Annotated in this window: 11 protein-coding genes; 2 read left to right on the top strand and 9 right to left on the bottom strand. The window is 68.9% G+C overall.

The genetic code is table 11. From position 1 onward, the window contains the following. Position 1 precedes the first annotated feature (1 nt). The 6 genes from ABD708_RS03640 to ABD708_RS03615 form a co-directional block, all read right to left on the bottom strand. Positions 2–1,024 (bottom strand): glycoside hydrolase family 130 protein, encoded by a 1,023-nt coding sequence (locus ABD708_RS03640; RefSeq protein WP_344752175.1) that lies wholly within the window; start codon positions 1,022–1,024, stop codon positions 2–4. Between the two features lie 98 nt (positions 1,025–1,122). Continuing rightward, entirely contained in the window at positions 1,123–1,992 is an 870-nt protein-coding gene (locus ABD708_RS03635) for a carbohydrate ABC transporter permease (RefSeq protein WP_344751920.1), read from the bottom strand. Then, positions 1,989–2,870, bottom strand: a complete 882-nt coding sequence (locus ABD708_RS03630) for a carbohydrate ABC transporter permease (protein ID WP_344751919.1) — start codon at positions 2,868–2,870, stop codon at positions 1,989–1,991. Before ABD708_RS03630 ends, ABD708_RS03635 begins: the two co-directional genes overlap by 4 nt. Positions 2,871–2,977: 107 nt before the next feature. Further along, positions 2,978–4,309, bottom strand: a complete 1,332-nt coding sequence (locus tag ABD708_RS03625) for an ABC transporter substrate-binding protein (protein ID WP_344751918.1) — start codon at positions 4,307–4,309, stop codon at positions 2,978–2,980. Between the two features lie 97 nt (positions 4,310–4,406). Then, positions 4,407–5,432, bottom strand: a complete 1,026-nt coding sequence (locus ABD708_RS03620; protein ID WP_344751917.1) for a LacI family DNA-binding transcriptional regulator — start codon at positions 5,430–5,432, stop codon at positions 4,407–4,409. A 126-nt stretch (positions 5,433–5,558) separates the two neighbouring features. After that, positions 5,559–6,947, bottom strand: a complete 1,389-nt coding sequence (locus ABD708_RS03615) for a glycine--tRNA ligase (protein WP_344751916.1) — start codon at positions 6,945–6,947, stop codon at positions 5,559–5,561. A 126-nt stretch (positions 6,948–7,073) separates the two neighbouring features. Here ABD708_RS03615 and ABD708_RS03610 point away from each other — a divergent pair, with 126 nt between their 5' ends. Continuing rightward, a complete protein-coding gene (locus ABD708_RS03610) occupies positions 7,074–8,018 on the top strand; it encodes a serine hydrolase (protein WP_425553236.1) in 945 nt (314 codons plus the stop codon). 75 nt (positions 8,019–8,093) lie between these two features. Here ABD708_RS03610 and ABD708_RS03605 read toward each other — a convergent pair whose 3' ends face one another. Next, on the bottom strand, positions 8,094–10,067 hold the full coding sequence (locus tag ABD708_RS03605; protein WP_344751914.1) for a M13 family metallopeptidase: 1,974 nt from the start codon (positions 10,065–10,067) through the stop codon (positions 8,094–8,096). A 185-nt stretch (positions 10,068–10,252) separates the two neighbouring features. Here ABD708_RS03605 and ABD708_RS03600 point away from each other — a divergent pair, with 185 nt between their 5' ends. Beyond that, positions 10,253–11,221, top strand: a complete 969-nt coding sequence (locus tag ABD708_RS03600; RefSeq protein WP_344751913.1) for a hypothetical protein — start codon at positions 10,253–10,255, stop codon at positions 11,219–11,221. Between the two features lie 6 nt (positions 11,222–11,227). Here the strand turns inward: ABD708_RS03600 and ABD708_RS03595 are convergent, their stop codons facing one another. Then, positions 11,228–11,710: a GbsR/MarR family transcriptional regulator gene (locus ABD708_RS03595; RefSeq protein WP_344751912.1), complete on the bottom strand. Its 483-nt coding sequence runs from the start codon at positions 11,708–11,710 to the stop codon at positions 11,228–11,230. Continuing rightward, complete coding sequence (locus ABD708_RS03590) at positions 11,710–13,320, bottom strand: ABC transporter permease (RefSeq protein ID WP_344751911.1); 1,611 nt, start codon at positions 13,318–13,320, stop codon at positions 11,710–11,712. The genes ABD708_RS03595 and ABD708_RS03590 overlap by 1 nt, the downstream gene beginning before the upstream one ends. Positions 13,321–13,328: the final 8 nt, after the last annotated feature.

The following is a 13,328-nucleotide window of genomic DNA, read 5'->3' as shown; positions in this document are numbered from 1 at the left end:
CTCAGTCGGTGTGCACCAGCCGGGCGACGGCGATGCGGCTGTCTGCCGCACCGTAGAACACGAAATGCTCGTCGCCGATCTTCTCGATGGCGGTCGGGAACAGCACGTTCGCGACGGTTCCTGCGGTCTCTTCGACCGTCTCCGGGGCGAGCAGCGGCTCGCTCGTCCTGGCGAGAACGCGGGCGGGGTCCTCGGCGTCCAGAAGCATCCCGCCGACCACGTAGCGCACGTTGAACGACTGGGGGGCGAAGGCGCCCCCCTCGAGCGATCCGGTCACACCGTGGTGGAGCAGCAGCCAGCCCTCCGGCACCCGCAGCGGTGCAGGCCCCGCGCCGATCTTGAGGGCCTCCCAGTCATACTCCGGGCCGGCGACGAAGCGGTGGCCGTGGGGGCGCACGAGTGCGCTGAGATCCCGCATGGCCTCACGCGCCGGAACGTAGGAGATCCAGATGCTCGCGCGCTCGTCCGTGACCCCTGCGGGCAACGGCGGCTGCTCCGCGGGGCGGACGAACCCGAAGTCCCACATCGGCCGGTGCAGCAGCGCGAAACTCGGCTCGCCGTCCGGGCCGGGCACGATCTCCGGGAAGAAGACGACGTCCTTGTTGGGGAACAGATTCAGGTCGGTGTCGAGCGCGTCGTCGTACGCGAACTGCAGCGGGCCGAGACGTCGCCACTGCACGCCGTCGGTGGAGACCGCCACGGCGGGCTTCGGGCCGAGCGGGCCGAACGCCACGTAGGTCATGACATGGATTCCGAGATCCGTGAGCGTCGTGATCCTCGGGTCCTCCACGCCTCCGTGGGCAGTTCCGTGCTCCCACCCGCGATCGGCCTCGAGGGCGATCTCGAGCTCGTCGATCGCCGTGGGCACACCGTCGGTGAGCACGACCCGGCCGCGCCCGATCCGGGAGACATTGCTCGCGGCGACCATCCGCGGGAAGAGGTGCACCGTGCCGTCGGCGTCCTGCACCGTCGCGGGGTTGAGCACGCCCTCCGCCTGCCGGGGGTCGGCGGGGTCGGGCTCCATGACCGTGCCGACACGGTGGAGCGCATACGGAACGGTGGCGGTGGTGATGTCGGACACGAAACCCCTCAGGTGAATGCGGATGTGCGAACGGCGCGAGCTCAGCCCTTGACGGCGCCGACGACGCCGTTGACCAAGTAGCGCTGGATGAAGACGTAGCCGACGATCAGGGGCGCGGCGACGATGAAGGTGGCGGCGGCCAGCAGCGGCCATTGGTTGCCGTAGGTCCCCTTGAACGCGTAGAGCCCAACGGTGACGGGGAACTTCGTCGGGTCGGCCAGCAGGACCGTGGCGAGGATGATCTCGTTCCAGATCCAGACCGCCTGCAGGATGAAGACGGTCACCAGCGCCGGGCGCGCCAGCGGCAGGATGAAGGTGAACAGGTACCGCCAGTACCCGATGCCGTCCATCGCGGCGGCCTCGTCGAGCTCGCGGGGGATCGACCGCACGAATCCGCTCAGAAGCAGTGGCCCGACGCCGACGCCGACCCCGACGAGAAGGATGTAGCCGAGCTGGGTGTCGTACAGCCCGAGCCGCAGCAGGAGCTGGAACTGAGTGATCAGCGCGTTCGGCAGGAACAGCACGAGGACGAAGACCACCGACCAGTATTTGGCCCCGCGGATGTAGCCGCGCGCGACCGGGAACGCCAGCACGAGGGTCAGCAGGGTGCCGATGATCGATCCGGCGAGCGTGTACAGCACGCTGTTGAGGATGTAGGCGCCGAAGTCGCCCTTGTGCCACGCCGTCGTGAAGTTGCCCCACTGGGGATCGGTGACGATGCCGACCGGGTTCGAGACGAACTCGGCCTGCGACTTCAGCGCCGTGTTGAGCAGGTAGAGCAGCGGGAACAGGAACACGACGAGCAGAACGAAGGCGCAGATGTAGGCGCCGATCGGGATGCGCCGGCGCGAGCGCGAGCGCGTGAGCGACCGCGCGCCGCGCTCGAGTCGAGGGGATGCCGTGCTGGTCACAGCTTGGCCTCCCGTCGGCGGAGGATGGCCAAGGCGATCAGGGAGACGATCGCGACCAGGACGAACTGCACCATCGAGACCGCGGCCGCGTACCCCTGCGACTGCGAGAGCGTGGTGCCGGATGCCCCGCCGAAGCCCTGCACGTAGACGAGCAGGGACAGCACCTGCGTCGAGCGGTTGTTCGGACCGCTCAGCACGTAGATGAGCTGGTAGCTCTGCAGGGCGTTCACGATGCCGAGCAGCACATTCGCCGTGATCGACGGCGCGAGCAGCGGCACGGTGACGTTGCGGAAGCGCTGCCACGAGCTGGCCCCGTCGATCTCGGCGGCCTCTTCGAGCTCCTCGGGCACCGCTTGCAGCCCGGAGAGGAAGATGATCACCGAGATCCCGATGACCATCCAGACCTGCACGAGGATGACGAGGGCCAGCGCGAGCTTCGGGTCGCCGAAGAAGGCGGAATGCTTCCCGAAGAGGTTCAGCACCGACGCCGCGGGCCCCCCGCTGACGTTGAAGATCAGCGACCAGATCAGCCCGGTCACGGTCACGCCGAGGATCGTCGGCATGAAGACGACGGCGCGATAGAACGCCCGGCCCTTGATCGAGCGGTTCAGGAGAACGGCGATGCCCAGTGCGAGCACGATCTGGACGACGGTGCTGGCCACGGCGAAGATGATCGTGTTCTTCAGCGCGTTCGCACTGTCGGCCCACTTCGCCGGTGAGAAGAAGTCGACGTAGTTCTGGATCCCGACGAAGTCGATCGGCAGGCCGGGGATGCCGCGCAGGTCGGTGAACGACGCCACCAGCACGCCCACGGCGGGCACGAAGCCGAAGATCCCCAGAAGAAGCATCCCGAGGCCGAAGGTGATGCGGACGGGCATTCGCCGCGGGAAGGGAAAGGATTGAGTCATGTCTCTCTCACGTCAAGGCCGGGTGGTGTGCGGGACGCGGTGACGGGTCCCGCACACCACCCTGGGCGAAGATCGGGTCAGCCTGCGGCGGACCAGGCCTTCTGGGCGGCCTCGGCGGCCTGCTCGGGCGTCTTCGAGCCGAGCGGCTTCAGCGCCGGGTAGTCGAAGGGGAACACCGCGTCCTGACCGGCCTTGTTGTTCGCGAACCAGATCTGATCCCACGCCGGCTCGTAGGACTTCGTGTACTCGCCGATGGACTGCAGGAAGGTGCTGGTCGAGATGCCGGGCTGCGCCGACGAGAACCCGGACTTCGCCAGGAAGGTCTCGTAGTTCTTCTTCTCGGAGAAGAACTTCAGCCAGGCGAGGGCGGCGGTCTTGTTCTTGGCAGAGCTCGGGATCGCCAGCTGGAGCTCCGTCTTCCCGTTCAGCAGCGCGTTGTCGGCCGCGTTGTCCGAGCCGGGGAACGGGAAGTAGCCGTAGTCGAACTTGCCGCCGACGGCGGTCTCGATCGTCGGCTGATCCCAGGTGCCGTCGACGGTCATGGCGAACTTCCCGCCCGCGAAGCCGGACGGAATGGAGGTGTAGTCGGCCCCGGCCGCGCCCTGCTGCGCGTTCTGCAGCACGTACTCGGTCTGCTGCAGGACCTTGACCTCGGTCGGGTCGGTGAGCTTCGCCTGGTTCGTCCAGAGGTCCTTGGCGAGCTGCTGCTTGTCCGTCGCGTGCGGGTAGAGGGACGCGACGGAAGCCAGCATCGGCAGGCCGGCAGGCCAGCTGTCCTTGCCGCCGACGCCGAACGGGGTGATGCCCTTCGCCTTGAGCGCGTCGACCACGGCGGTGAACTCGCTCCAGGTCGTCGGCACCTTCAGGCCGTTGTCCGCGAAGATCTTCTTGTTGTAGAACACGCCGGTGTAGTAGCTCACGCCGGTCGGAACGGAGTACTGCTTGCCGCCGATGGCCTGCGCGTCGAGCAGCGACGACGTGTACTTCGCGAGGAAGGACTCGTGGGTGAGGTCGACGAGGCCCCCCGCCTGGGCGAGCCGGGCGTCGTCCGTCGCCGCGTCCTTCGCATACGACGGGGTCTCCATCATGCCCTTGACGACGAAGAGGTCGAGGTTGCCCGCGGTGAGACGCGAGGACTTGGTGGCGGGGTAGTTGTCGTTCGACACGGTGGAGAACACCACGTCGACATCCGGATACTGCTTCTCGAACGCGGCGTTGATGGCGCGGAAGCCGGCGTCCGTCGCATCGCTGCTGGAGACCAGCATCTGCAGCTTTCCGCTCGGCTTGCCGTCCGACGACTGGGGCGTCGCGCTCGAGCATGCGGCCAGCACGCCGATCGCCGCCGCGGCCGCGAGTCCGGTGAAAAGCCGCCGGGTCAGGGTGCTGCCCCGCAACTTCGTTGTTGCCATGTGTGGGTCTCCTCGGGTGATTGCACAGGAACCGAAACGTTTCGGTTCCCGAAGCATGACATATCGCTGCAGACGCTGCAAGTCGCGTCGCCGCGCGTCAGCGGCCCGGAGGAACCGGCGCTGTGGAATCCCTCACGACCAGCCGCGCGTCGGGGACCGTGACGTCGTCGACCTCCCCCGTCTCGATCAGGTCGATGAGCATCCGCCCCGACTCCCGACCGAGCTCGCGCGGAGTGGTTCGCACCGTCGTGAGCGCGGGGCGCACATACGTTCCGAACTGGATGTCGTCGAATCCCGCGACCGAGACCTTTCCCGGCACATCGATGCCCATCGACTCCGCCTGAGTGATGAACCCGATCGCGGAGAGGTCGTTCGCGCACATCACCGCGGTCGGCGGATCAGGCAGCGCGAGCAAGGTCGCGGCAGCAGCTGCGCCGCCGAGGTAGGTGAAGTCCCCCGTGACCACGGGCCCGGGCGTCAACCCCGACTCCGCGAGCGCCGCTCTCCACGCGTTCTCGCGCTGCAGGGAGTGCAGCAGGTGCGGCCGCCCTCCGACGTAGGCGACGCGACGATGCCCCAGTGCGGCGAGGTGCTGGACGGTCTCGCGGATCCCGGCGTTCGCGTCCTGACGCACCGCCGGCAGCGGAGAATCGTCGCCTGAGTTGACCGCGACGGCAGGGACCTGCAGCTCCTGCACGAGAGCGATGAGGGGGTCATCGACCTCCAGGTCGACCATGAAGACGCCGTCGACGCGCCGGTCGGCGGCGAGCTTCCGATAGCGCTGGTGGACCTCATCCCCCCGGGCACCGACCTGCAGGACGAGGGCGTAGCCACGCGGGTCGATCGCCTCTTCGATGCCCGCGATGAACCCGCCGAAGAACGGATCGAGCTCGAGCACGTCGGGGTCGCGGTGGACGACGAGCCCGACCGTGAACGCGCGGCGCCCCGACAGGCTCTTCGCCCGCAGCGACGGGACGAAGCCGAGCTCGTTCGCCACTTGCACGATGCGCTCACGCGTGGACTCCGAGACGCCTGGGCGCCCGTTCAGCGCGCTCGAGACGGAGCTGACCGCGACCCCTGCCCTGCGGGCGACGTCGATGATGGTCACGCGGCGTGCGGCCACCGATACCCCCAGCCCGTTGTGCTCGGATCGCCGGGCGGCTGCCGGCGATGCGCTCCTGAAGGCGCCGCAACCACGTCGGCGCCTGCCGAAACCTTATCCGCACATGCGGGCTCTGCCGCTCGAGCGCTACGCCCCGACGAGGCGCTCGGCCAGGTATGCCTTGAGACCGGCCACCGGAATCCGTTCTTGCGCCATCGTGTCGCGATCGCGCACCGTCACCGCGCTGTCTTCCAGACTGTCGAAGTCGACCGTGACGCAGAACGGGGTGCCGATCTCGTCCTGTCGGCGGTAGCGGCGGCCGATCGCCTGGGTCTCGTCGTAGTCGACGTTCCAGTCGCCGCGCAGCTCGTCGGCGATCCTCTGCGCGAGCGGCGTCAGCGTCTCCTTCTTCGACAGCGGCAGCACGGCGGCCTTGAAGGGCGCGAGGCGCGGATCGAGGCGCAGCACGGTGCGGGTCTCGGTGTCGCCCTTCGCGGTGGTCACCTGCTCCTCGTCGTAGGCCGAGAGCAGGAACGCCATGAGTGAGCGGGTGAGGCCGAAGGACGGCTCGATGACGTAGGGCACCCAGCGCTCGTTGGTCGTCGGGTCGAAGTAGGACAGGTCGCGGCCCGAGACCTCGGCGTGGCTCTTGAGGTCGAAGTCGGTGCGGTTCGCGATGCCCATGAGCTCGCCCCACGGCTCGCCCTCGAAGCCGAAGTCGTACTCGATGTCGATCGTGCGGTCGCTGTAGTGCGCGCGGTCGCCGTCCGGCACGTCGAAGAGACGGATGCTGTCGCGGGAGACGCCGAGGTCGACGAACCAGTTCACGCAGTCCTCGACCCACTTGTCGAAGTGCGCGGGGGCGTCGGCCGGCGGCACGAAGTACTCGATCTCCATCTGCTCGAACTCGCGGGTGCGGAAGATGAAGTTCCCCGGCGTGATCTCGTTGCGGAACGCCTTGCCGATCTGGCCGACGCCGAACGGCGGCTTCTTGCGGCTCGTCTGCAGCAGGTTGAGGAAGTTGGTGAAGATGCCCTGCGCGGTCTCGGGGCGCAGGTAGGCGAGGCCCGACTCGTCCTCGACGACGCCGAGGTAGGTCTTGAGCATGCCGTTGAACTGCCGGATCGGGGTCCACTTGCCGACGACCTTGGGGTTGTCGGGGTCGGGGATGTCGTCGAGGCCGTTCACGGGCGGGTGGCCGTGCTCTTTCTCGTACGCCTCGAAGAGGTGGTCGGCGCGGTAGCGCTTGTGGGTCACGAGCGACTCGGTGAGCGGGTCGTTGAAGGTCGCGAGGTGGCCGGATGCCTCCCACGTCTTCGGGGGCAGGATGACCGACGAGTCGAGGCCGATCATGTCGCCGCGGCCGCGCACGAAGGTCTTCCACCACTGCCGCTTGATGTTCTCCTTCAGCTCGGTGCCGAGGGGGCCGTAGTCCCACGCGCTGCGGGTCCCGCCGTAGATCTCGCCTGACTGGAACACGAATCCGCGGTGCTGTGCGAGGGCGATGACGGACTCGAGGCGGGACTGTTCGGCCATGTGGCAGATCTCCTGGAGGGGGACGTGAGATGAGGAATCCGATCAATTCTATCTGGGGCGTCCTGGCACGCATTTTGGGGGGCCGTCCACACCATAGGATCGACCTATCGAGGGAGGGGGCCCGAGATGTTCCATCGCCCAGAGGGAGATCTCCGCACCGTGTCCTCCGCCGCCCAGCAGGCCTCAGGCAGACGTGCTCGGCACACTGCCGTGGCGCTCGGCCGGCATCGCGGCGAGGAGACGGCGGATTCCTTCGACCGCGGTTTCGCAGCCCTCGCCGAGCTCGCTCTCGCGGGGGTCCAGGTCTCTGCGCGGGCGGTCGATCTCGCCACGGGTCAGGTGGTGTTCTCGGTCGACGACCACGTGGTCATGCCGACCGCGTCGATCGGCAAGGTGCTGCTGCTGATCGAGGTGGCCGCACAGCTCGAGCAGCGGCAGGTGAGCGGGCTCACGCTGCTCGACCGGGAGGCGCGGGATGCCGTGGGCGACTCGGGCATCTGGCAGCACCTCGCCGTCCCGTCACTCCCCCTCGCCGACCTCGCCGCGCTCGTCGGCGCCGCGAGCGACAACCTCGCCACGAACGTGCTGCTGCGCCGCGTCGGGCTCGAGGCCGTGAGCGCCCGCACCGAGCAGCTCGGCCTCACCCGCACCGGCCTGCTCGACCTCGTGCGCGACCACCGCGGTCCCGACGACGCGCCTCAGCTGTCGATCGGCTCGGCCGCTGAGCTGACCTGGCTGTTCGCGGCCCTCGCCCGCGGCGAGATCGTCGACCGCGCCACGAGCCAGCGGGTCGTGCAGTGGCTCTCGCTGAACGCCGACCTCACCATGGTCGCGGGCTCCTTCGGCCTCGACCCGCTCGCCCACCGGGGCGCCGACCACGGCATCCTGCTCGTCAACAAGACGGGAACCGACGCCGGCGTGCGCAGCGAGGTCGGCGTGCTGCGCGGTCCGCGCGCCGGCGTGGCGTATGCCGTGTCGATGTACTTCGACGACTCGGGGCTGCCCATCCGGCTGCGCGTACTCGAGGGCATGCGCACCTTCGGCCTGGACCTCTTGGAGTACGTCCACTGACGCCGCTTTTGCGCCCCCCGCCGACGGTTGCGTCCCCGGTGGCAGGCGCAACAGTCGGGCGGAGGCACAAAAGTGCTACCAGATGGCGACGCGGGATTCCTTCGGCAGGTACAGGTCGTCGGATTCCTGCACCGAGAACGCCGCGTAGAACTCGTCGATGTTGCGCACGATCTGATTGCAGCGGAACTCGTTCGGCGAGTGCGGGTCGATCGTGAGCAGCCGGATCACCTCGGCATCCCGGCTCTTCTGCTGCCACGCCTGCGCCCACGACAGGAAGAAGCGCTGCGCTCCCGTGAGCCCGTCGATCACGGGCGGCTCGGCGCCCCCCAACGACCGCACATACGCCTTCCACGCGATGCCGAGGCCGCCCAGGTCGCCGATGTTCTCGCCGATCGTGAGCGCGCCGTTGACGTGCGGCGATCCCTCGGGCAGCTGCGCGGGGGTGAGCGCGTCGTACTGCGCGATGAGAGCGCTCGTCAGCTTCTCGAAAGCCGCGCGGTCGGCATCCGTCCACCAGGACTCGAGCTTGCCGTCCCCGTCGAACTTGGAGCCTTGGTCGTCGAATCCGTGGCCGATCTCGTGCCCGATGACCGCGCCGATGGCGCCGTAGTTGGCGGCGGCGTCGCGGGTCGGCTCGAAGAACGGGTACTGCAGGATCGCGGCGGGGAAGACGATCTCGTTGAACCCCGGGTTGTAGTACGCGTTGATGGTCTGCGGCGTCATGAACCACTCGTCGCGGTCGATCGGCTTGCCGATCTTCGACAGCTCGCGGTGGAACTCGAAGGCGGCGATCGAGCGCACGTTGCCGAGCAGGTCGTCGGCGGTGACGTGCAGCTTCGAGTAGTCGCGCCACTTCACCGGGTAGCCGATCTTGGGCGTGAACTTGCCCAGCTTCTCGAGGGCGCGCTTCTTCGTGTCGTCGCCCATCCAGGACAGCGAACGGATGCTTTCCCGATACGCCTCGATGAGATTGGCGACCAGCTCGTCCATGAGCGCCTTCGATCCGTGTGGGAAGTGGCTCTTCACGTACTCGCGGCCGACGGCCTCGCCCATGCCGCCCTCGACGAACGAGACACCGCGCTTCCAGCGCTCGCGCAGCTGGGGCGTGCCGGTCAGCGCGCGGCCGTAGAAGTCGAAGTTCGCCTGCACGAAGTCGGAGCTGAGGTACGGCGCGCGGGCGTGGATGTTCTGCCACACCAGCCAGTCCTTCCACGCCGACAGCCGGCTCTGGGTGAGCAGCCCGGCGAGGCCGGCGGTGAACGACGGCTGCCGCAGCACGAGCTCGCGCAGCGCCCCGTGCGGCGCCTTCAGCGCGTCGAGCCATAGCTGCAGGTCGGCTCCCTCGGACTTGGCGAGACCGCGCAGGTCCTCCCACGTGAAGAGGTTGTAGGTCTTCTCGCTGTCGCGGGACTTCACATTGTCCCAGTGGTGCTTCGCGAGCTCGGTCTCGAGGGCGAACACGTTCTCGGCCTTGCGCGCGGCATCCGCCACTCCCGCCAGCTCGAACATGGTCTGGATGTGCGTGACGAAGGTCTTGCGCAGACCCGCGAAGGTCTCTTCCCGGTAGTAGGACTCGTCGGGCAGCGACAGGCCCGCCTGCTCGAAGAAGACCAGGTAGCGCTCGGGGTCGCCCGGGTCGTTGTCGACGAACAGCTGGTAGAAGCCGCCGATGCCGTTGCGCTCGAAGTGCGCCAGGGTCTCGAGGAACTGCGGGATCGAGTGGACGTTGTCGATCATCGCGAGCGAGCCCGCGAGCGGGGTCGCGCCGAGTTCCTCGATGCGCTCGGTGTCCATGAAGCTCGTGAAGAGGTCGCCGAACTTCCGCGCCTCCGTGCCGATCTCGGCGTGCTGCGCCTCGCCGATGATCTCGCGCACGGCCTTCTCTGCCTCTTCGGCCAGCTCGTAGAACGAGCCCCAGCGGGCCTTGTCGGCCGGGATCTCGGTGCGCTCCAGCCACTTCCCGTTGACGTGCCGGAACAGGTCGTCCTGCGGCCGGATCTCCGGGTCGAGTTCGTCGGTACGGATGCCTGAGGGGGCTGACTCGGTCATGCGGTCAACCTTAGTGAGCGCCTTATGAGCGGGCTGACCTTTGCTTCGCGCACTCGTTGCCTCCACGCATCGAGTACGGACTCGTCGCTCGAAAGCGGTGCTCTTGAGAGCGGCTACTCCGTACTCGCCGCAGGCTGTGGATGGCTGACGCCGACGGATGCCTCGCCGGAGCATCCTCATGAACCATGAGACGTCGCTCACCACTGCCCGCGGAGCTCATCGGGCATGCGTTCTCCGTGAAGGACGGCGTTGCAGCAGGCGTCACGCCGAGCCGCCTGCGCGGAGGCGATCTCGCGGCCCCGCACCGCGGCGTGCGTGCGCCCGTCGGCGAGCGCACGCACGCGCAACGCCGCGCGGACTATTCCGTCCGACTCGGCGTCGGCGAATACTTCAGCCACGTCACGGCCGCGGAGCTGTTCGGCGTGCCCCTGCCTGAGGAGTCGCTCACCGGCCCGATCCACGTCAGTGTCTTCCGACCGCAGCGCGCACCACAGGTGCGTGGCATCGTGCACCACGAGCTCATGCTCAGGGGCCAGCGCGTGGCAACGGTGAGCGGGTCACCGGTCATCCACCCGGCGTTCGTCTGGGTGCAGCTTGCCGAGCTGCTGAGTCTCGACGACCTCGTCGTCGCGGGCGACTTCCTGATCACCGGCACCAAGCCATTCGACGGGCGCCGCCCGTGGACGACGAGCGATGAGCTGCGCGCGGCGGTCGAGTCCACGCCAGGAGCTCGCGGGGTCCGCACGGCTCGTGCAGCCCTCACGGAGATCCGGTACGGGTGCCTTTCGCCGCAGGAGACGCGGCTGCGGTTGCTCGTGGAGAGGGCCGGGCTTCCGTCGCCGGTGCTCAACCATCGGGTGTATGACGCGCGCGGCAACCTCGTCGCGATGCTCGACGGCGCCTTTCCGGAGCAACTGGTCGGCTATGAGTACATGGGCGACCACCACCGCAAGGACCGCTCGACCTACCGCTACGACATGGTGCGCCGTGCGCGGGTCGAAGACCTCGGCTGGAGTCAGCTCGACATCAGCAGCGACGACCTCGAGAAGCGCCCGCTCGAGACTCTCGCGCGCATCGCCCGGCGGCTGCACACCGCGGGTGCGACCGTGCCCGTGATCGAGAACGGAGTCGTTGCGCGAATACGGCGCCGATAAGCCCCACTACCCCGTACTCGACGCGGGTGGACCGTCGGCCCGCTGGGCGCGCCACTCGTCGTAGAGCTCGGGCATCCGCCTGCGCAGGAACACGAAGAAGTCCTGCATCTCGGCGAGCCGCTCGTGCGGCCCCGTCGCGCCGGCGTGCTCGGCGATCGCGAGGCCGTCGGGCAGGAGCGCCGCGATCTCGCCGTAGAACGGCGGCTGCCGCAGCGTCGAGGTGTACCACGCCTGCTCGGGCAGCTCGTAGAGCTCGCGCCGCGAGCCGCGGTGGGCGCGGCGGCGCACCATGCCGAGTCGCTCGAGGTACTTCACCGCGCCGGAGACCGCGCCCGAGCTGATGCCGAGGCGCTCCCTCAGCTGGTCGGTGGTCAGCGCGGCATCCGTCGAGAGCATCAGAGTCATCAGCACGCGCGCGGCCATGCGCGGGAAGCCCGCAGCGGTGAAGAGCGCCGCCATGCGCTCCGCGAACTCCTGCAACTCCGACATCAGGCTCCCGGTCTCGTGTCCCTCAATCTGAACAGATAAACGGATGCCCCGATGAGCGCCACCGCGATGACGGCCATCACCCAGCCGCCGGTGAAGTTCGGGTGCGGCAGCGCGACCGCGGGGGTGTGCGCGAACGGGGCCAGGTCGCGCGCCCACTGCGGCAGGCCGAACAGCGGCCCGAACAGGCCGAGGATCGCGCCGAGCCCGAACACCGCCCAGCCGACGCCGACCGTGGCCTGCGGAAGCACCGCGAACACCAGGGCGACGACGCCGAGGAAGACGAGCACCGCCGGCGTCTCCCACACGATCGCCCAGAACCAGGTGGCGAAGCCGCCGCCGGCCGAGCCCGCGACGGCGCCGGCCACGACGCCGCCGAGCACGAGGCTCACGACCGCCCCGACAGCGGCGACCACGACGAAGGAGAGCATCCAGCGGGTGCGGGCGGTGGCCGTGCTGAGCACGGCGTCGAGGCCGCCCGCCGCCTCCTCCTGCCGCAGGCGCATCGCCCCCTGCACGCAGATCGCCGAGGCGAGCAGCCCCGAGAAGATGGCTCCGATGTTGGCGAAGGCCTGCAGCATCGAACCGCCGCCGCCGATCTCCTCGAGCGCGTTCGTGACGCCGCTTCCCGCGGTCTGCAGCTGGTCGACCATGACGCCGGCGAGGGAGCCGAGCAGCAGGGCGCCCGCGACGACGGCGAGGACCCAGCCCGTCAGCACTCCGCGCTGCAGCCGCAGCGCGAGCCCGACGGCGCCGGCGAGCGCGGCCGATGCCGTCGGGCGCCCGCGGCGCTCGGCGAGGATGCCCGCGCCGACGTCGCGCCTGTCCTGAATCAGCAGCGCGACGGCGGTGAGGATGAGGAAGCTCGCCACGCCGAGCAGCAGCGGCCAGCCGCGGCTGTACCCCGACCAGGGCAGGGTGCGCTGCGCCCAGCCGATCGGGCTCGCCCAGATCCAGGCCGTCGGGGTGAGCGTGAGCGTGTCGAGGTGCGGGGTGCCCGTCGCATCGCCGAGCCCACGCACGACATAGGCGACCAGCACGAGGGTCGCGGACCAGCCGTTCGCCGAACGGGAGGCGGGGAAGAGCTGCGCGAGCAGGAACGCGACGCCCACGAAAGTGAGGCCGACCATGCCGAGCCCCGCGCCGAAGAGCCACGAGCCCCCGGCGGGAAGACCGCCGGCCAGGCATCCGATCGCCACCGCGATCATCGCGATCACGTTCGCGATCACGCCCAGCGCGATCACCGCGAACGACGGCGCCCAGCGCCCCGCGGCGGTCGCGGCGACCGTCTCGGTCTGGCCGGTGGCCTCCTCCGCACGGGTGTGCCGCACCACGAGGAAGGTCGACTGGAACGCGACCAACACGGCCATGAAAGTCAGGCCGAGCAGCGCCATGAAGTCGCCGGCGCTGGTGCCCTGCGGGGTGCCACGGAACAGCAGGATCGCCGGCGTCACCATGAGCACCTTGACGGTCGCCGCGCGCTCGGCCGGCGTGCCGTAGGTGGTGTTGACGGCGGCGACCACCATGTAGGCGACGAGGAAGTGGACGACGGCCCAGACGGTCAGCTGGGTGCGGTCGCGGCGCAAGCGGAAGCGCAGCAGGGTTCCGAACACGGCGGTGC

Origin of the sequence: Gryllotalpicola koreensis (assembly GCF_039538185.1) — a bacterium.
In the GTDB taxonomy this organism is placed as follows: Bacteria; Actinomycetota; Actinomycetes; order Actinomycetales; family Microbacteriaceae; genus Gryllotalpicola; species Gryllotalpicola koreensis.
This window is presented reverse-complemented; position numbering and strand designations above follow the sequence as displayed.